Source organism: Micromonospora sp. CPCC 206061 (assembly GCF_036906915.1).
Classification (GTDB): domain Bacteria; phylum Actinomycetota; class Actinomycetes; order Mycobacteriales; family Micromonosporaceae; genus Phytohabitans.
The window spans coordinates 146696-165024 of sequence record NZ_JBAKHX010000006.1 but is presented as its reverse complement, the minus strand read 5'-3'; the positions used below and the strand labels follow the sequence as shown (position 1 = coordinate 165024).

The window sequence follows — 18329 nt, the reverse complement described above, 5'->3', positions numbered from 1 at the left end:
GCGGTACCCCGATACTTACATCCGTCCGTCGTCGAGGACGCTATCGCAACGTAGGGTGTCGTTCGTGGGGGGCGACGCATATCGGGTCGGAGTGGACTTCGGGACTTCCAACACGGCCGCGGTGCTCGCCTTTCCCGACGGGCGGGTGCGGCCGTTGCTGTTCGACGGCTCACCTTTGCTGCCGTCCGCCGTGCACGCCGACCCGGAGGCCGGCCTGCTGGTCGGGCGGGACGCCACGCACGCCGCGCGCACCCGGCCGGACTGCTTCGAACCGCACCCGAAGCGCTGCGTCGACGACGGCACGGTACTGCTGGGCGGCGAGTCCGTCACGGTCGGTGATCTGATCACCGCGGTGCTGAAGCGGGTCGCCGCCGAGGCCACGCGGGTAGCCGGTGGCCCGGTGTCCGAGGCGGTGCTGACCTGCCCGGCGGCCTGGGGGCCGCGGCGGCAGCAGGTGCTGCGGTCGGCCGCCGCGCCCGTGTTCGGCGACGTGACGCTGGTGGCCGAACCGGTGGCGGCCGCGACCTGGTTCGCCGCCGTCGCCGGCCGGCGGGTCCCCGCCGGTTCCAGCCTGATGGTGTACGACCTGGGAGCCGGCACGTTCGACGCGTCGGTGGTGCGGCACGGGCCGGACGGCTTCGAGGTGCTCGCCACCCGGGGCCTGCCTGACGCGGGTGGGCTGGACGTCGACGCGGCGATCGTCGAGGCGTTCGGCGACACCTACGGCGCGCGGGACGGCGAGGTCTGGAAGCGGCTCGTCGAGCCCCGTGAACCGGCCGACCGGCGCGCCTCACGGACACTGTGGGACGACGTGCGGGCGGGCAAGGAACTGCTGTCCCGGGCGGCGCACACGACCGTACACGTGCCGCTGTTCGAGGACGAGGCGCCGCTGGGCCGGGAGCAGCTCGACCGGCTGGCGGAACCCGTCCTGGAACGGACCGTCGCGGCCAGCCGGGCGGTGCTCGACGACGCCGGCGTGGCGCCCGAGGACCTGGCTGGGCTGTTTCTGGTGGGCGGGTCGAGCCGGCTGCCGCTGGCCGCCGCGCTGCTGCACCAGCGGCTCGGCGTCGCGCCGACCGTGGTCGAGCAACCGGAACTGGTGGTCGCCGAGGGTAGCCTGCACGTGCGGACGGCGGTCGGCGGGCCACCGCCGGTGCTGCCGGACCCGTCGCGCAGCTGGCCGCCGCCCGCCGCTGACTTGATCGGCGAATCAGGCCAGCGGCGGTCGCGTCGCCGGTTGGCCGCCGCCGCGCTGGCGCTCGCCGTCGTCGCGGGCGCCGCGGCCGCCGTAGCCGCCAGCCAGCTTTCGGGCTCCACATCGGACGGCCTTTCGCGGGTACTGGAGCCGTTGCGCCGCGACTGCCGGGAGGCCACCGCGATGGCGGGCGCGACTCGCACGCTGGCCTGCCGCGGCGAGGACGGACCGGAGGTCGTGGTCGGGCTGTTCGCCGACCAGGCGGCCGTCGACTCCGCCTACCAGAAAGCGGTACGCGAGGCGGGCGCCGCCGCCAGCGAGGGCGACTGCGCGGCGACGAACTCGGGGGAGCACCGGTACCCCGCCACGGGACCGGCCACGGGGCGCGTGGTCTGCGGCAGCGGCGCGGACGGCGGTGCCAGTCTCGTGTGGACGGACGAGAAGGCGCGCACCGTGTCCCGTACCGAAGCCGACGTCGACGACGCCGCCGCGCTGCGGGCGGCCTGGCTGTCCTGGACCGGCGCGCCCGCCTTTCCCACCACCGAGGAGCGGACCCTGGTCGACCTGCTGGCCGCGAACGGCTGCCGGCGGGCAAGCGTCGCGGACCTGGACGACTTCACTGGCGCCACGGCGGGCGTGCGATGCGACCCTCGGGGCACGGGCGCGACCAGCGTGTCGTACTTCCGGTTCGGCGCGCTGGCCGCGTTGCAGTCCACCATGGACACGCACGCGGCGGCGGTCAAGGCGCCGACCGGCGTCGCCTGCCAGGACGGCGACGCCCCCGGCTTCCTGGGTTCACGCCGCTACGACCTGCGCAGCGTCGAACTGGGCGCGCTGATGTGCCATCCCGGCCCGCGCAGCACGCTGGTGATGCAGTGGAGCGTCGAGTCGCTCCTGCTCGCCGGCCGCGCCGCCGGCACCGACGCCGAGGGCCTGTCCGCCTGGTGGCGGGCCGACTCCGGACCGCCCGTGAAGAGGGTCGTGGAGGCGGTCAACGCCCAGGCCTCACCGGCGTTTCCGACGGCCGAGGAGCAGGCGCTGCTCGCGCGCGTGCCGGAGCGGTCGCGAGTGGACTGCCTGCGCCCGTCCCCAGAGCAGGTGCGCGCGAACGTCGGCGTCGAGCCGGTCGTCGCCGTCGTCTGTGGACCGACTAGCGGCGCCAGTATCGTCTTCTACTACCAGTTCCCCAGCCAGGCGGCCATGCGGCGAAGCTACGGCAGCGTCGGGTCGAACGACGAGGACTGCACCAAGCTGCCACGGGGCTTCGTGGGCGAGGCGCCGTGGCAGCGCGGCGGTCTCAGCGGGCGGTTGAGCTGCGCCACTGGCGAGAACGGCAACCGGCGGCTGGTATGGACCAGTGACCAGCTGGCCATCCAGGCGTTCGCGTTTCAGGGCGGCGACCCCACCGCGATGATCGATTGGTGGCGGCACGACGCCGGCCCGGTCTGACGGTCGCCTCAGCCGAGCACGGAACCGCTGATACCGCCGGTGCCCTCTCCACTGCTCATGCCCCGGCTGGTGGTCTGGACCTTGCCGTTGAACATGCCCATGAGGTCGATGTTGCCTTTGCGGTACGTGATCTTGAGGCTCCACTCGTGCCGTTTGCCGTCAGCGGGCACGTCCACCGACACCCGCCAGGGCAGCTTTGCCGCACCGCCCTCGGTGGCCTTGCCGTCGAGCGTGTAGGTGAACGACTGGATGGTGGCCTTGCCGGTCGCGGTCAGCACGAGCTTGTGTGGCTGGCGCGCCGGCTCGGTGGTGGCCGCGTCCACAGCGGCCGTCGTCGCGGGTGGCGTCCTTGGCGGCGAGGACGCTTGAGGGCTGTCTGCGCAGCCCGCGAGCACGGCGGTCAACACGAGAATGCCCACTGGCAGCGGGCGGACGGCATGCGACATGACCTCACCCTAATCTCACGCGGGCGGTGCGTATCGTCGCGGTGTGCGTATGGAGGGGACCGTCGCATCACTCATTCGGGGTGACGAGCGGGTGCCGGGGTCACTCGTCCAGGCGCGGATTTCTCGTCAGTGAACCGCCGATCCAGACGGACAGTGCGCCCAGGTCCTTGCCGAGAGTTCGCCGGATCGCGTTGACCAGTGCCACCTGCGCTATCGCCGGTGGATGCATCGCCTGCGCGAACTCCTCCGCGCTGAGCGCGCTGGTCGTGGTGTCGACGGCCGCGTCGCGCAGGAACCGTCCGATCGCGGCCGCGAACCTGTCGATCTCCTCCACGACCTCGGCGGGCGCGACCAGGCTGGCGGACGTCAGCGCGGCGCTCCAGACCGCCCAGTCGTAGTCCCAGCCGGTCCTGCCCACGTGTGCGCGCCGAAGCGTCATCGTGAAGGTCGCGTACTGGCGCATCAGCTCCTGGTACGCGGCGAGTTGCCGGTCGCGCAGCCAGTGCCGGTCCTGGGCCCGGCGGCTGAGGGCGGTGCCCACCACGACGCCGAGCGTCGCGGACAGGGCGCCACCCGCGGTGGTGAGAACCGTTTCCAGCACCGCCATCGACGAAGTGTAATCAGCCGGGCCGGGCGCGACGCGCCCGGCCCGGTTGGTAGATCGGTCAGCTTGCGGTGCAGGAGAGGGCCGGTGCGGCGTTGGTACCGTTCCACGCCCCGATGAACCCGAAGTTGGCGCTCGCCCCGGCGCCGAGGCTGCCGTTGTAGCCTACGTTGCGGGCGGTGACGGTGGATCCGCTGCTCGTGACGGTGGCGTTCCACGCCTGGTTGACGGTCTGCCCGTTGCCGAAGGTCCAGGTGACCGTCCAGCCGCTGATAGCGGCGCCGCCCGCGGTGACCCGTACGTCGCCCTGGAAGCCGCCCGGCCACTGGCCGAGGATCGAGTACGTCGCGGCGCAGGTGCGCCCGCCAGGAGGCGGGCTGGTCGGCGGTGTCGTCGGGGGAGTGGTGGGCGGGGTGGTCGGCGGTGTCGTGGCCGGTGTCGTCGGCGTCACTCCACTGTAGATGCTGGCTTCCTTGGCGGTCGCCTTGATGCCGTTGGCGCCGTTGAAGATGCGCTGTCCCCAGGTGGTGAGCTGGTTGGGGTCGAAGTTCGTCGCCATGTCGAGGATCGGATCGGTGTTGCCGCTCCACGACCAGGCCAGGTAGCCCAGTCCGCGAGCCTGCGCCTCGGACAGGATCGTCTCGTGGTCTACCTCGTTCGCGTTGAACCGCCACCCGAACTCGCCGATGACCAGCGGCCACCCGTTGGTGCGGAACCGGTTGAGATAGTCGGTGATCGCTGTGGCGGTGTTGAACACGGCGTACATGTGAATCGACAGCACCGTGTTGCGCTGGCTGTCGGCGTCGAGGATCGTCTGAGCGTTGTCGCGCATGACGTACTGCCAGTCCTGGCCCCAGTTCGGCCCGTCGACCATGAGCAGGTGCTCGAAGCCGTTGGTGCGCATCTTCTGGATCGCGGCCGTGGTCGCGGCGGTCCATTGGGCGGCGTTGGTGTTGCCGATCGGCTCGTTGCCGATGTTGATGACGACGTAGTTCTCCTGGCCGACCAGCGCGCTCTTCTGGCTGATCCAGTAGTTGACGGCCTCGTCGAGTGACGCGGCCGCGCCCTCCTCGCCGTACCCGGTGGTGTCGTGCACCTCCAGGACGCAGATCAGCTTGTTCTGCTTGCACAGCGCGATGACGTTGCCGACGTCGGTGGATGGGCCCCACCGCTTTCCGCTGCCCAGCACCACCCGCACCGTGTTGGCGCCGAGGGCCTTGATGTTGGCGAACGAGCTGGTCTGGCCGGTGAACCACACGTGCGGGTGGTTCACGCCGCGCATGACGAGCGTCTGGCCGTTGGCCTCGACGATGTTGGTGCCGCTGATGTGCAGGCCCACGGCGGCGTCCGCGGGTCGCGCGAGTAACACGATGGAAGTCGCCGCGGCGAGCACGGCCACGCCGAAGGCGGCGAGTCGTCTTGGGTTGAAATAGCGCTGCATGACCTACCTCAGCAGGGAAGGCCCCGGGGAGCGGGGCAGGACGCGTCTGAGCCACAGACCCGGTGGACCCCGCCGATCACTGCCTGGCTCGCAGCGGGAATCAGCGTAGGTCAATGCATCGGTGCTGAGCAAGACCTACGCTTACTTCGTGCGGCGGGCGAGTATTCGGCAGGTGGCGGCGGCGGCCGGCGTATCCATGTCAACGGTGAGCAACGTGCTCAACAATCCGGATGTGGTCACAGTGGACACCCGGCGCCGGGTGGAGGACGCGATGACCGCTGTCGGGTACGTGCGCAACGGCGCGGCGCGGCAACTGCGCGGGGCGCCGAGTGTGACCGTCGGCTGCGTGCTGCTGGACTCGGCGAACCCGTTCTACGCCGAGGTCGCGCGGGGGATGGAGGACCGCCTCGCCGAGGCCGGCTGCATGGCGGTCGTGTGCAGCACCGACGTCCGGGTCGAGCGCGAGACGCGGTACCTGCAGATGCTGGAGGAACTCGGCGTCCGGGGCGTGCTGCTGTCGCCGGTCAGCTCCCGTCTCGACGCCGCCGTCGACCTGGCCCGCCGGGGCACACCCGTGGTGCTGGTGGACCATCCGGGCGCGGGGACGCGGCTGTGCGCGGTGACGGTCGACGACGTCCGCGGCGGCGAGCTCGCCGCCGCGCACCTGGTGGCGCTGGGGCATCAGCGGATCGCGTACCTGCGCACCGAGGTGGACCTGCCGTCGCTGGTGGGCCGGGCCGAGGGGCTGCGTCGCGGGCTGGCCGCGGCGGGCCTCGACGTGCCGTGGGCGCTGGTGGCGCTGCCGGTGCCGCCACCGGCCGGGGTGGCCGAGGCGGAGGCCGCGGTGGCCCGGGTGCTGGCCGCCGAGCCGCGCCCGACCGCGGTGGTGTGCTTCAACGACATGGCCGCCGTGGGCGTGATGCGCGGGCTGGCCGCGGCCGGTGTGGACGTTCCCGGGCGGATGTCGGTGCTCGGGTACGACGACGTGGTCTTCGCCGGCCAGCTGGCGCCCGCGTTGACGACGATCCGGCAGCCGACCCATGAGCTTGGCCGGGCCGCGGCGGAGCTGCTGCTGGCTGAGGGGCGTCCGGGCCACCGGCACAAGGAGGTCCGGTTCACGCCGGAGCTGGTGGTCCGCCGCTCCACCGCCCCGCCGTCTTGACCGACGTCGATGCGCGGCCGTACGGTGAGTCCGGACCCCGTTTGCAACGTCACAATCCCTCCGACCCCATCTCAGAACCCACCTGACTTCCGTCGATCAAGGGCGAATGCACGTGCTTTGAGCTCCAAACCATGTGCGTTTGCCCCTTGGTCAACGCGTTGTCCCTCGAACGGCGACCTCGGCGAGGTAGCCAACCCGGCCTGGAACGCGCCGCTACCTGACGACCTCGTCGGCGGCGGTGCGGATGGCGGCCACGAACGCGGCGACGGCCGGGTGGCTGGCGGCGCCGTGGCGGTACGCGATGCGGGTGCGGCGGCGGGTCGGCAGCGGGATCAGCCGCACCCCGGCGGGCGGTCGCGCGGCCGCGACTTGGGGGACTATGGAGACCCCCTGGCCGGCGGCGACGAGGGCGAGCACGGTGGCGAAGTCGTCGGCGTGGTGGCGCGCGCGGGGCGTGAAACCGGCGGTGCGGCAGACCTGGAGGGTCGCCGTGTGGCAGAGCGTGCCGGGGCTGGCCAGGATCCAGGTGGCGTCGCGGGCGGTGTCCAGCGAGTCGGCACCATCGGCGGGCACGGCCAGGAACACGGTCTCGTCCAGCAGGGGTACGGCGTCCAGGGTCGGGTCGGGCTCGACCGGTACGGCGTCGTAGTCGTTGAGCAGACCGACGTCGAGCCGGCGTTCGCGCAGGGCGGCCGGCACGTCGACCGGGTCGAGCTCGGTGACCATCAGTTCGAGGCCGGGGTGCTGCTGACCGAGCGCGACGAGGGTCGCCGGCAACAGCGCGCGGACGGCGGTCGGGTACGCGCCGATGCGCAGCGGGCCGGACAGCCCCGTGCCCAGGGAGGCGAGCGCGGCCGACGTCTGCTCCAGGGCGGCGAGAACGGTCTCGGCGTGCGCGACGAGCACCCGGCCGGCGGCGGTGAGGACGACGCGCCGGCCGGTGCGCTCCAGCAGCGGCACGCCCGCCTCGCGCTCCAATGTAGACAGCTGCTGCGAGACGGCGGACGGCGTGTAGGTGTGCGCCTGCGCGACGGCGGCGATGGTACCGAGGCGGGAAAGATCGCAGAGCAGTCGCAGGCGGCGCACGTCGAGCATCAGTCCAGCTTACGGTTTGCTTCAGCAACGTGAACTGGACCTTACGGATGTCCCGCAGCAGGCTGGGACCATGACGCTTTCCGGTGTGTACGTCCCGCTGATCACGCCCTTCGACCGTGCCGACGCCGTCGCCTTCGACGCCCTGGAGTCGCTGGCCCACGAGGTACTGGACGGGGGTGCCGCGGGGCTCGTGGCCCTCGGCACCACAGGCGAGCCGGCCTCGTTGACCGAGGCGGAGCGGAGCGGCGTCGTCGACGTCCTCGCCCGGGTGTGCGGGGACCACTCGGTGCCGCTGGTGGTCGGTGCCAGTACCGTCGAAGGGCTGCACGCGTTGCGCGACCGGCCCGAGGTCGCCGCGGCGCTCTGCCTCGTGCCACCCTTCGTACGCCCCGGCGAAGCCGGGGTCGTCGCACAGTTCGCGGCGCTCGCGGCGGCCAGCCCCGTCCCGCTCCTCGCCTACCATGTCCCCTACCGGACGGGGCAGCACCTGTCTGCGCAGGCGCTCCGGCGGCTGGCCGCGATCGACGGGGTGGTCGGCGTCAAGTACGCCGCGGACGGCGTCGACGCCACCGCCGTCGACCTGCTGGCCGACCGGCCGGACGGATTCGCGGTGCTGGGCGGCGACGACCCGTTCGTCTCACCCTTGCTGGCGCTGGGCGCGGACGGTGGCATCCTCGCGTCGGCCCACGTCGCAACGGCGGAGTTCGCCGCACTGGTCGAGGCGTGGCGCGCCGGATCGGCGACCGAGGCGCGACCGCTGGGCCACCGCCTGGCGTCGCTGTCGACCGCGCTCTTCGCGGAGCCGAATCCGACGGTCATCAAGGCCGTCCTGCACGCCCAAGGGCGCATCCCGACCGCCGACGTGCGGCTCCCGCTGCTGCCCGCGCAGCCCGAGGCCGCCCGGTCAGCGCTGCGCCACCTCCAGGACGAGCGCGACAAGCGCGACGATCGCCTCGGACGGGCGCTCGTCGCCGCACAGTGACCGCCCCGTCCCGACCGGCGCGGTGGCCCGCCACCTGTGGCCTCCGGTTACTCGGCGGCCACCCGGTCGAGCCACTCGCGCATCAGCGCGTTGAACAGCTCGGGCTGCTCGATCTGCGCGTTGTGGCCGGCCACGTCGAGCACCGCGAACGTGGCGCGGGGATAATGCGGCAGCAGGGCGAACTGGTCGGCGTAGCCGACGCTGGAGTCCTGCCGCCCGGTGAGAATCAGCGTCGGCCGGGTGTATGGCGGGCCGCTCTCCGGCGAGGTGCGCAGCGCCCACCGCCCCGCGATACGGGCCATCGCCTCGGTGTCGGCGAGGTCGAGACCGACCAGGATCTCGTCGCGGAATCGCCGCAGCGTCTCGGGCGTCTGCACCACCGCGATCTCGTCGAACTCCGCGGCGACCCGCGGGTCGGCGGCGGCGAGCAGCTCGGGGTCGGGGCGCAGCACCTGGTGCTCGGGGCGGGTGCGCTCGGCGCGGTCGAGCGCGGTGCCGACCGGGCAGATCAGCGCCAGCCCGCGCACCTGCTCGGGCCGGGCCCGGACGACGGCGCGGGCGACGTAGCCGCCGTAGGACTCGCCGGCGAGAAGGAACGGCACGTCGCCGATGACCTCGTCGACGAACTCCAGCACCGCGTCGACCACGTCGTCGGAACTGGCGATCGACGGCGGTCCCGGCGACCGCCCCATGCCGGGCAGGTCCACGTACAGCCGGCGGTATCCGGGCTTCGTCTCGAACACCGGCTCCATGCAGCCGAGCATCAGGCGATGGTCGGGGGTCCACCCGTGTATCGCCAGCACGCTCGTTCCAGCGCCCTTGTCCACGTAGTGCAGCGTCACGGGCGTACATGCTGCCGGGAGCCACCGACAAGATCGCCGCTTCTCGGCCCCGCTGTGGCAATGACCACAGCGGGGGTCAGCGGGTGCGGGCGTCGAGGCGCAGGGACTGCCAGGAGCCGTCGGCGTGCCAGCCGCCGTCGACCGACAGCGCGGCGCCGTTGACGAAGCCGCTGCGTGCCGGGTCGGCCAGGAACGCCACCGCCTGCGCGATGTCGTCGGGCGACGCGAACCGGCCCATCGGCACGTGGTCGGTAATGTCGGCGTCCCGGTAGGCGCCGGACGCCTGCGACTCGACGTCCATCTCGGTTTTCACCCAGCCGGGACAGACGGCGTTGACGCGTACACCCCGGCCACCCCACTCCGCCGCGAGCGTCCGGGTCAGGCCGATGAGGCCGTGCTTGCTGGTGTTGTAGGCGGCGCGGTCCGCGACGCCGCGCAGGCCGGCGACGGAGGCGATGTTGACGATCGCACCCTCGCCGGCGGCGAGCATCCGCCGGCCGAACTCGCGGCTCAGCAGGAACGGGCCGGTCAGGTTCACGTCGAGGACGCGCTGCCAGTCTTCCAGCGTCGTCTCCTCCAGCGGCGTGATGAACGCGATGCCGGCGTTGTTGACCAGCACGTCGACCCGCCCGAACCGGTCGTCGACCGCGTCGGCGAACGCGGTCACGTCGGCCTGCGAGCTGACGTCGCCAGCGTAGGAGAAGGCGGACGCGTCGGGGACCGGCTGCCGGTCCAGCAGTGCGAGTGCGTAACCCTCCGCCGCCAGTACCTGCGCCACCCGCTGCCCGATGCCCTGCGCCGCCCCGGTAACCACCGCAACCCGTTGATCCGTCACTCAGCCACTGTATGGCGGGGAGCGGTCGAGCCCGCGTTTGAACGCGGCGGCGAGGCGCCCTTTCCCTTGCGCGCCCCGTGAAAGCAGGCTGGAGCCCAGATAAGGAGTTCGGGCCGGACCGCCGCAGCGGTCCGGCCCGAAGCGTCGGGCGTTTACAGGACGTCGAGGTCGACCGCCTCGGCCATCGCACGCATCCCGGCGTCGTTCGGGTGCAGGCCGTCACCGCCGTCATACTCGGCCCGCAGGTAGTCCGGATCGGCCGGGTCGGCCAGCGCCCGGTCCAGGTCGACCACCGCGTCGTACTCTCCACCGGTGCGGATCCAGTGGTTCACCTCGTCGCGGATCCGCTCGCCCTCCTCGGTGAAGTAGCCCGGGTACGCCACGCCCTTGAACGGCAGGATGGTGGCGCCGATCACGCGTACGCCGCGGTCGTGGGCGGCCCGGATCAGCGCCCGGTGCCCCTCGATGAGCTGTGCGGTCGTGACCGGCTGCCCGCCGAGCAACCCGATGTCGTTGATGCCTTCCAGCACGATCACACTGCGCACGCCGGGCTGGTCGAGGGCGTCCCGCTGGAACCGGGCGGTGGCGCGCTCGCCGAATCCGTCCGCGTCGGCCAGGACCCGGTTGCCGCCGATGCCGGCGTTGACGACCGCCAGGCGGCGACCGGCGGCGACGAGCCGTTCGGCCAGCTCGTCGGGGTACCGGTTGTCGGTGTCCGGCGTGGAGAACGCACCGTCGGTGATCGAGTCGCCGAACGCGACCACGGTGCCGCGGTCGTGCTTGGGTGCCGCGCCGATGACGTCCACACCGGACAGCAGATACCAGGACTGCGACGTCTCGCCGAACGCCGCACCCGACCGGTCGACCAGGTGGTCGCCGCTTGCCCGGTACGCCGTGGCCATCGACATCAGGTGGAACGTGACCGGTCCGGTGGACCGCGCGAAGTACAGGGTCACGGTCAGCCGCTCCAGCGGCGCGACCCGCAGGGCCACCGGGTCCGAGGCGAGCTCGCGCCCCGCCGGCACCACAGTGGACCGACGGCCGTCGAACGTCACGGTGCGTAGCGAACCGGGCCGCACGTCCGCGCCGTCGCCCGCCCGGCCGACGGAGGCGCCGGTCAGCCGCAGCGGCCCGGTACCGAACACATTGGACACCCGGATGCGCAGGGCCGACCCGCCTTGGCTGACCCGGATCGGCTGCCGCACGGACTGGTCGTCGAAGCCGCCGGACCAGTTCGGGGTGCCGAAGAAGTCCGGGAAGGACGCGATGTTCGCCGTCGACCAGGTCGCGGTCCAGCGGCCGCCCGGGTGGGCGCCGGCCGGCGTGGCGGTCGCGACGACGGCCGTGACTATCGCCACCAGCGCGGCCATCAGCGTGGCCAGCGCCTGGCGCCGGCCCGGCTCGCGGTACGTCACGCTCATGGGGGTACCTCACTCTCCATTTCGGGAACCGCTCACCGATGCAGACGGATCGACCAAGTGAAACTCATCGGTCGCCGGGAGGAGGGCCGGATAGGTCGCTTGTTGGATTATCCGCTACGGGACGAGTGGCTATCCTTGGTGGCATGACCGCCATGGCGCCCGCCCGGACCAGCCCTGACCTGTCGTTCCTGCTCGACCACACCAGCCATGTGCTGCGCACCCGGCTGACCGCCGCGCTCGCGGAGATCGGGCTGACCACCCGCATGCACTGCGTGCTCGTCCACGCCCTCGAAGAGGAGCGGACCCAGATCCAGCTCGCCGAGCTCGGCGACATGGACAAGACCACGATGGTGGTCACCGTCGACGCCCTCGAGAAGGCTGGGCTGGCCGAGCGTCGCCCGTCCAGCACCGACCGGCGGGCCCGGATCATCGCGGTCACCGAGGCGGGTGCCCGGCTCGCGCATCGCAGCCAGCAGATCGTCGACCAGGTGCACGCGGACGCCATCGCGAGCCTGCCCCCAGATGAGCGTGAGGTCCTCCTGCGCGCGCTGGAGCGCCTGGCCAGCGGGTACCTGGAGACGCCGACAGAGGCGCCGCGAGCGGCTCGGCGGGCGCGCCAAGCCAACTAGGTAACAAAGAGATCGTCCGTAACGGAACTATCTGCTACGGTCGGTCTCATGACTGACACACGGTCCCGCTGGCTCGCCCTCGCAGTGATCGCCACCGGGCTGCTGATGACCATCCTCGACGGCAGCATCGTCACCGTCGCCATGCCCGCCATCCAGGACGACCTCGGGTTCTCGCCGGGCGGCCTGACCTGGGTCATCAACGCGTACCTGATCGCGTTCGGCAGCCTGCTGCTGCTCGCCGGGCGCCTAGGCGATCTCGTCGGCCGCAAGCGGATGTTCATCGCCGGCACCGCCGCCTTCACCGCCGCCTCGGTGCTGGCCGGCGCCGCGACCTCGCCCACCCTGCTGATCGTCGCGCGGTTCGCGCAGGGCGTCGGCAGCGCGATGGCGGCCGCCGTCAGCCTCGGCATCCTCGTCACGCTCTTCACCGAGCCGCGCGAGCGCGCCAAGGCCATCGGCGTCTTCAGCTTCACCGGCGCCGCGGGCGCGTCGATCGGCCAGGTGCTCGGCGGCGTGCTCACCGACGTCCTCAACTGGCACTGGATCTTCCTGATCAACCTGCCGATCGGCCTGGCCACGATCGTGCTGGGCGCGTGGACGCTGCCCGGCGACCGGGGCGTGGGCCTGCGCGCCGGTGCCGACGCGATCGGCGCGTTCCTGGTCACGGCCGGGCTCATGGTCGGCATCTACACGGTCGTCAAGGTGGAGGAGCACGGCTGGGCGTCGGCTCGGACCCTCGCGACGGGCGCGCTCGCCGCCGGGCTGCTCGCCGGCTTCGCCATCCGGCAGGCCACCGCCAAGAACCCGCTCATCCCGCCGCGCGTGCTGCGTTCGCGCAACGTCTTCGGCGCCAACCTGGTCCAGGTCCTGACCATCGCCGCCATGTTCGCGTTCCAGATCGTCGTCGCGCTGTACATGCAGCGGGTCCTCGGGTACAGCGCGCTGTCGACCGGCCTCGCGATGCTGCCCGCCGCGGTCAGCATCGGCGCGGTGTCGCTGGTCGTCTCCGCGCGGCTGAGCTCCCGGTACGGCGAACGGCGGGTACTGCTGGCCGGGCTGGCGCTGCTGATCGGCGCGCTCGGGCTGCTCGCCCGGCTGCCCGTGCACGCCAACTACGTTACCGACCTGCTGCCGGTGATGCTGTTGATCGCAGGGGGCGGCCTCGTGCTGCCGGTGCTGGCGAGCCTCGGCATGTCGGGTGCGAGCGGGGACGACGCGGGCCTGGTGTCCGGCCTGTTCAACACCACGCAGCAGATCGGGGGCGCGGTCGGCGTGGCCGTACTGTCCACACTGGCCGCCTCGCGCACCGGTGACCTGCTCGGCGGCGGTGCGGGGGAGGCCGCGGCGCTGGCCGGCGGGTACCGGTTGGCCTTCACCATCGGTGCCGGGCTGCTGGTCGCCGCGTTCGTCGCGGCGTTCCTGCTCCTGCGCGAACCGCCGCGCCGCCCGTCAGACGTGCCAGCCTCGTCCGAACCCACCATTGTGGTCGCGACCGCCCAGTAGGGTGCTGGCGGCTGTACCAGCCCACCGAGCCGGTCACGTGGTGATCGGGCGGGCCTAGAGGTTGTCGTCCAGCGTTGCCAGGCCGCCCTGCTCGGCGTCCTGGGCCAGGCGGGTCTTGGCGGCCGGGTCACCGTACAGCGTCCAGCGCCAGAAGTTCGTGGTCGCCCCGGCCAACACCTCGTACGCCGGGTTGCCGGCGCGCAGCAGGGTCCGGCCGTGGTCGCCGTCGACCATCGTCAGCATCGCCTTGGGCCACGGGACCTTGTCGTAGGCGGCCTTGCCGGAGGCGTACGAGACGACCGCGTCGGCGTCGCCGTGCACGAACAGCAGCGGCGCGTCCGGACCCCGGAAGGCGGTGCCCATACCGAGTGCGCTGCCGGCCAGCACGATGCCCGCGTCGAGGCGCTGGTCGCGGTACACGGTGAACATGCCGACGGTGGTGATGCCGCCCGCTGAGTGCCCGGCGGCGGCGACGTTCTCGGTGTCGAGGCGCCCGTTCAGCTTGTCGCCGGCCTTGGCGTCCAACGCCAGCACCTGGGTCAGCACGTAGGAGGCGTCGGCCGGCTGGTTGACGACGTCGAGCGCGTTGACCTGGGCGGCCTTCTTGTTGGTGTTCGGGTACGTCGGCGCGGCCACCACGAACCCGGCCTCCGCCCAGTCGGCGAGCAGTCGCCGGTAGTCCGTGGGCAGGCCGGTGAGGCCGTGGCTGAACACGATCACGGGGAAGCGTCCGGTGCTTGTGTCCGGGTACCAGATGGTCACCGGAAGCGGACGGTTTCCGTCCCGGTTGAGGCCGAGCTCGCGGGTCTTGACCTGGTATTGCTCGGTGGGCGCGGCGCCCGCCGTCGTGGCCGGGGGTGGCGTGGCCGGCGCGCTCCTGGAAGCCGCTGGCTCCGTAGCCGTGCATCCGGCCAGCAGGGTGAGCAGCAGTACCGGGGCGAGTCCCTTGCGACGCAGAACGATCACCTCATCATCCGGACGATCTCGGGCAGGACCGCGCCCAGCGGGGCGTCCACGGTAAGCGTGGCGTAGTCGTCGCCGCGCGTCGAACCGCGGTTGACGATCGCCACCGGGATGCCTAGCTTGGCGGCCCGTAACACGAACCGCCGCCCCGACATGACCGTCAGCGAGGAGCCCAGCACCAGCAGCAGTCGGGCGTCGTGGACGGCGGCGAAGCTGGCGTCGACCAGTGGGCGCGGCACGGTCTCCCCGAAGAAGACCACGTCGGGCTTGAGCGTGCCGTGACCGCAGGACCGGCAGTCGACGACCCGGAACCGGTCGACCGCCTCGTCGGGCAGGTCTACGTCGCCGTCGGGGTTGACCGCGAGCGCCTGGGTGTGCCAGACCGGGTTCGCCATCCGCAGCCGCTGGTCGAGGTCGTCGCGGCGCGTGGTGTCGCCGCAGTCCAGACAGACCACGCGGTCGAGGTTGCCGTGCAGTTCGATGACGCCGGACGCGCCCGCCCCTTGGTGCAGGCCGTCCACGTTCTGGGTGATCAGGCCGGTGAGCAGGCCGCGGCGCTGCAACTCGGCCACCGCGCGGTGGCCGGCGTTGGGTGCCGCCCGCGCGATGGTCCGCCAGCCGACGTGGCTGCGCGCCCAGTACCGGCGGCGGGCGGCGGCGTCGCCGGTGAACGTCTGGTACGTCATCGGGGCGCGCCGGACCTCGGCGCCGTCCGGGCCCCGATAGTCCGGAATGCCGGACTCGGTGGAGATGCCGGCACCCGTCAGGACCGCGACGCCACCACCGGCCACCATCTCGGCCAGCTTCGCGGTCGCCTCATGCACGCACCAATGGTGCCTCAGGTTCTCGCCACTCCCTACGATGGCGGCATGGCGTTGATCCACAAGGCGACACTTCGTCCCACGAAGCTCGAACTCCTGGCGCAATGGCTGCCGAGCCAGAGCTGGTACCAGGGCAAGACCGGCGCGGAGCTCACGCGCGTGGGTGGATACCGGTTCGACGACCCGGAGGGCGAGGTCGGCATCGAGACCATGCTCGTCGGCGACGGCGGCGAGATCGTGTACCAGGTGCCGCTCACCTATCGCGGTGCGCCGCTGGAGGATGCGGAGGCGTCTCTGGTCGGCACCACCGAGCACTCGGTGCTCGGCAGCCGGTGGGTGTACGACGCGACCGCCGACCCGGTCTACGCCCCGGAGCTGGCGAGGATGATCTTCACCGGTGCCGGACTCGCCGACGAGTACGTGGAGCAGGACGGCAGCCTCGTACGCCGGGAGCCCTCGATGGCGGTGGTCGCGAGCGGCGCGCCCGCCACGGACGCGCCGGCCGTGGGCGCGATCCGGCGCGTCGTCGAGGAGGACCCGACGCTGATCGTCACGGACGGCGTGGAGCTGGCCGTGATCCGGCGCCTCGCCCCGATCGCAGCGCCGGTCGGCGCCGCGCTGACCGGTACGTGGCCCGGCCAGCCCGACCCGCTGCTGCTCGCCTACGCCCTGCCGCGCTGACCGACGGGCGCCTTCCGCTTCATGACGGCCGCGGTCACACCGGCCGCGGCCAGCAGCGCGCCGGTGCGCGGGACCACAGAGATCGATATTTCGCTATATCGTGAGCGGCATGCGCTGGTCACTGTGTGCTCTCTCGCTGGCCTGGTACGCGCCGACGTCCCGCCCGGCGACCTCGACGCCAACTTCAACTACCGCGACTACCTGCGCGCCGGCGGCTGGAACCTCGACCCGCTCGCGGCGGCCAACCCCCTCGCCGCCGAGTGGGGACGGGTGACCGCCAACCGGATGTACGCCGAGGACACCTCCTTCACAGCAACGTACCTGCGGCGGTACTGGAAGGAGCTGGTGGACGAGTTGCGGGCGTACGCGCGGCGCACCGCCCACCGCGACATCCTCATCAGCTCGAACGGGCTCTGGCCCTACGTCGACTTCAACAGCGTCGGCATGTACCCGTGGAATCCGGACGAGCAGACGCCGGATTTCCGGGGCGCCGACTACGTCCCGGTCGTCGACGGCCGCCTCAACGGCGCGAAGTCGCTGCAGGCCAACTACCGGTACCTGAAGGAGAAGAGCGCGCGGATCTCGGGCGACGTGCCGGTCGTCGTGTTCATCGACTGGCCGAACGACATGATGACCAGCTACCTCAACCTGCCGCTCGCGGAGAAGAAGGACTACTGGCAGATCTTCGGCGCCGAGGCCTACGCCAACGGCCTCTTCCCCGCGTTCCACCTCAAGGACACGGTCGGCAGCCCGACGGCCGAGCAGCAGGGGATGCTGGAGTTCTTCCAGACCTACACCAGGTTCTACAAGGGACACCGGTCGCTGTTCCGCGAAAACCGGGTCGGTGCCGAGGCGGTGCGGGTGAGCGCGGGCAACGTCGCGGCGAGCCTGCTCGTGCGGCGCGGCACCGGCGCGCGCACACTGCACCTGGTCAACCACAACTACGACCGTGGCATCGTCCCGCAGGCCGCCCTCCTCGTCGAAGCCGACCTGCGATCCTGCCCGCGGCGGGTCACCATGGTCTCGCCCGACTTCCCGGGTGCGAAGTCACCGGCGTTCTCGTGCCGGCACGGCAAGCTGAGGGTGACCGTCGACCGTCTCGACTACTACGACGTCCTCCTCCTGCGCTGACTACGCCGGCGCGGGCCAAGCCCATCGCCGAGGTACGAGACCGCCCGCCGACATCACCACCTCCACTTACCTACACGCCCGCGGCCGACGGGTTGGAGGGGACCGGGTTCACGACCAGCACATTCGGTGAGGGACTGGTCGCGGACAGTTGGGAGGTTGACCGGGCGCGGTGGCGTGCACCATTATCTCAACCTGAAGTGAGTGCTCTCCCTGCTTCTGTGCACGGATAGGGGCTAAGGCGCTGATCAATCGAAGTTTGGCCTTCGCCAAGCACCACACACCCAGTTCGCTGCGTGTGGCGGTGCGATGGACGATGCTTGAGGCCCGAAACGTAAGAAGCCGACTGAGCGTCCCCGTGGTCGCCCGGTGCGAATACGACAATGTCTATCACTGCACGGTTCGCAAGACGGCCAGCCAATGGGTGAAGGCGCTGCTTAGCGACCCGGTCGTGTATCGCTATTCGGGATTGCTACCCTTCGACCAGCGCGTGCACCGTCGGCGCTATCCGGATGCCATCCCGCCCGGCCGCGTGGCCTCGTCGCTGTTCATCTCCTACAAGCGGTTCAGCACGATCCCCAAACCCGAAAACTACCGGGCGTTCTTCATAATGCGGGATCCGCGCGACATCGTCGTCTCAAGCTACTTCTCGCTCCGGAGTTCCCACACCCCGATGGGTGACATCCTGCAGCATCGGAAGATTCTCCAGGAAATACCGTTCAAGGAAGGAATGCTGCACGTCATCAGCCATCTCAAGGAGAGGGGCCTCTTCGCTTCGCTCCGGTCGTGGGTGGCCGCGCCAAGCGCGGAAACCTTCCGCCTGTTTCAGTACGAAGATCTCATTGGCGAGCGGCAGCTCGACGAGGTGGAAAAACTGATGCGGCACTGCGGGATCCCCATCCCACGGTCTGATTTGACGGCGCTGCTCGACCGGCACAGTTTCTCCCGAATGCGAAAGGATAGCGGGGAGGCCGGCCCGGTTTCCCACTACCGCAAGGGCAAAGCCGGTGATTGGCGCAATCATTTCGACGACGACATCTACGAAGCATTCGTCGCGGCCACCGGTGATCTCGTCGAGCTTTGCGGTTACGCCGCCCGGGACCAGCCGCTTCGCGCTCCGGGCGACTAGGCC

17 protein-coding genes are annotated in these 18329 nt (G+C 71.3%); 8 read left to right on the top strand and 9 right to left on the bottom strand.

Features of this window, described 5'->3' with window-relative positions; translation table 11 throughout:
- Positions 1–64 precede the first annotated feature (64 nt).
- The gene (locus V6V89_RS07765; RefSeq protein ID WP_334618296.1) at positions 65–2644 is read left to right on the top strand and encodes an Hsp70 family protein; all 2580 of its coding nucleotides are present in this window, start codon (positions 65–67) and stop codon (positions 2642–2644) included.
- A gap of 8 nt (positions 2645–2652) precedes the next feature.
- Here V6V89_RS07765 and V6V89_RS07760 read toward each other — a convergent pair whose 3' ends face one another.
- From V6V89_RS07760 to V6V89_RS07750, 3 genes are all read right to left on the bottom strand, one after another.
- The gene (locus V6V89_RS07760) at positions 2653–3090 is read right to left on the bottom strand and encodes a hypothetical protein (protein ID WP_334618295.1); all 438 of its coding nucleotides are present in this window, start codon (positions 3088–3090) and stop codon (positions 2653–2655) included.
- 100 nt (positions 3091–3190) lie between these two features.
- Positions 3191–3697 (bottom strand): hypothetical protein, encoded by a 507-nt coding sequence (locus V6V89_RS07755; RefSeq protein WP_334618294.1) that lies wholly within the window; start codon positions 3695–3697, stop codon positions 3191–3193.
- Positions 3698–3755: 58 nt separating this feature from the next.
- On the bottom strand, positions 3756–5135 hold the full coding sequence (locus tag V6V89_RS07750; protein WP_334618293.1) for a cellulase family glycosylhydrolase: 1380 nt from the start codon (positions 5133–5135) through the stop codon (positions 3756–3758).
- Between the two features lie 121 nt (positions 5136–5256).
- Between V6V89_RS07750 and V6V89_RS07745 the strand changes: the two genes are divergently transcribed.
- On the top strand, positions 5257–6297 hold the full coding sequence (locus V6V89_RS07745) for a LacI family DNA-binding transcriptional regulator (protein ID WP_334618292.1): 1041 nt from the start codon (positions 5257–5259) through the stop codon (positions 6295–6297).
- Positions 6298–6510: 213 nt separating this feature from the next.
- On the opposite strand, the gene V6V89_RS07740 is transcribed toward V6V89_RS07745, so the two are convergent.
- Entirely contained in the window at positions 6511–7392 is an 882-nt protein-coding gene (locus V6V89_RS07740; protein ID WP_334618291.1) for a LysR family transcriptional regulator, read from the bottom strand.
- A 70-nt stretch (positions 7393–7462) separates the two neighbouring features.
- Here V6V89_RS07740 and V6V89_RS07735 point away from each other — a divergent pair, with 70 nt between their 5' ends.
- Positions 7463–8374 carry a dihydrodipicolinate synthase family protein gene (locus V6V89_RS07735; RefSeq protein WP_334618290.1) on the top strand — a complete coding sequence of 304 codons (912 nt, stop codon included), beginning with the start codon at positions 7463–7465 and terminating at the stop codon, positions 8372–8374.
- Between the two features lie 47 nt (positions 8375–8421).
- Here the strand turns inward: V6V89_RS07735 and V6V89_RS07730 are convergent, their stop codons facing one another.
- The 3 genes from V6V89_RS07730 to V6V89_RS07720 form a co-directional block, all read right to left on the bottom strand.
- Entirely contained in the window at positions 8422–9216 is a 795-nt protein-coding gene (locus V6V89_RS07730; RefSeq protein WP_334618289.1) for an alpha/beta fold hydrolase, read from the bottom strand.
- 76 nt (positions 9217–9292) lie between these two features.
- Positions 9293–10051, bottom strand: coding sequence for an SDR family NAD(P)-dependent oxidoreductase (locus V6V89_RS07725; RefSeq protein ID WP_334618288.1), 759 nt, complete (start codon positions 10049–10051; stop codon positions 9293–9295).
- A gap of 152 nt (positions 10052–10203) precedes the next feature.
- Entirely contained in the window at positions 10204–11472 is a 1269-nt protein-coding gene (locus tag V6V89_RS07720) for a GDSL-type esterase/lipase family protein (RefSeq protein WP_334618287.1), read from the bottom strand.
- 143 nt (positions 11473–11615) lie between these two features.
- Between V6V89_RS07720 and V6V89_RS07715 the strand changes: the two genes are divergently transcribed.
- Positions 11616–12101, top strand: a complete 486-nt coding sequence (locus V6V89_RS07715; protein ID WP_334618286.1) for a MarR family winged helix-turn-helix transcriptional regulator — start codon at positions 11616–11618, stop codon at positions 12099–12101.
- Between the two features lie 48 nt (positions 12102–12149).
- The gene (locus V6V89_RS07710) at positions 12150–13604 is read left to right on the top strand and encodes an MFS transporter (RefSeq protein ID WP_334618285.1); all 1455 of its coding nucleotides are present in this window, start codon (positions 12150–12152) and stop codon (positions 13602–13604) included.
- Positions 13605–13658: 54 nt separating this feature from the next.
- On the opposite strand, the gene V6V89_RS07705 is transcribed toward V6V89_RS07710, so the two are convergent.
- Together V6V89_RS07705 and V6V89_RS07700 are read right to left on the bottom strand one after the other, a co-directional pair.
- Positions 13659–14570 (bottom strand): alpha/beta hydrolase family protein, encoded by a 912-nt coding sequence (locus V6V89_RS07705; RefSeq protein ID WP_334618284.1) that lies wholly within the window; start codon positions 14568–14570, stop codon positions 13659–13661.
- On the bottom strand, positions 14567–15361 hold the full coding sequence (locus V6V89_RS07700) for an NAD-dependent protein deacetylase (protein ID WP_334618336.1): 795 nt from the start codon (positions 15359–15361) through the stop codon (positions 14567–14569). Before V6V89_RS07700 ends, V6V89_RS07705 begins: the two co-directional genes overlap by 4 nt.
- 75 nt (positions 15362–15436) lie before the next feature.
- On the opposite strand from V6V89_RS07700, the gene V6V89_RS07695 reads away from it, so the two are divergent.
- The 3 genes from V6V89_RS07695 to V6V89_RS07685 all read left to right on the top strand — a co-directional run bounded on the left by V6V89_RS07695 (position 15437) and on the right by V6V89_RS07685 (position 18326).
- On the top strand, positions 15437–16069 hold the full coding sequence (locus V6V89_RS07695; RefSeq protein WP_334618283.1) for a CG0192-related protein: 633 nt from the start codon (positions 15437–15439) through the stop codon (positions 16067–16069).
- A 123-nt stretch (positions 16070–16192) separates the two neighbouring features.
- A complete protein-coding gene (locus tag V6V89_RS07690; protein WP_334618282.1) occupies positions 16193–17200 on the top strand; it encodes a hypothetical protein in 1008 nt (335 codons plus the stop codon).
- A 241-nt stretch (positions 17201–17441) separates the two neighbouring features.
- On the top strand, positions 17442–18326 hold the full coding sequence (locus tag V6V89_RS07685; protein ID WP_334618335.1) for a sulfotransferase domain-containing protein: 885 nt from the start codon (positions 17442–17444) through the stop codon (positions 18324–18326).
- The last annotated feature ends 3 nt before the right edge of the window (positions 18327–18329 follow it).

Coding starts and splice junctions, on each gene's coding strand:
- V6V89_RS07760 (WP_334618295.1), bottom strand. CDS start 3,090: ATGTCGCATGCCGTCCGCCCGCTGCCAGTGGGCATTCTCGTGTTGACC.
- V6V89_RS07755 (WP_334618294.1), bottom strand. CDS start 3,697: ATGGCGGTGCTGGAAACGGTTCTCACCACCGCGGGTGGCGCCCTGTCC.
- V6V89_RS07750 (WP_334618293.1), bottom strand. CDS start 5,135: ATGCAGCGCTATTTCAACCCAAGACGACTCGCCGCCTTCGGCGTGGCC.
- V6V89_RS07740 (WP_334618291.1), bottom strand. CDS start 7,392: ATGCTCGACGTGCGCCGCCTGCGACTGCTCTGCGATCTTTCCCGCCTC.
- V6V89_RS07735 (WP_334618290.1), top strand. CDS start 7,463: ATGACGCTTTCCGGTGTGTACGTCCCGCTGATCACGCCCTTCGACCGT.
- V6V89_RS07720 (WP_334618287.1), bottom strand. CDS start 11,472: ATGAGCGTGACGTACCGCGAGCCGGGCCGGCGCCAGGCGCTGGCCACG.
- V6V89_RS07715 (WP_334618286.1), top strand. CDS start 11,616: ATGACCGCCATGGCGCCCGCCCGGACCAGCCCTGACCTGTCGTTCCTG.
- V6V89_RS07710 (WP_334618285.1), top strand. CDS start 12,150: ATGACTGACACACGGTCCCGCTGGCTCGCCCTCGCAGTGATCGCCACC.
- V6V89_RS07700 (WP_334618336.1), bottom strand. CDS start 15,361: ATGGTGGCCGGTGGTGGCGTCGCGGTCCTGACGGGTGCCGGCATCTCC.
- V6V89_RS07695 (WP_334618283.1), top strand. CDS start 15,437: ATGGCGTTGATCCACAAGGCGACACTTCGTCCCACGAAGCTCGAACTC.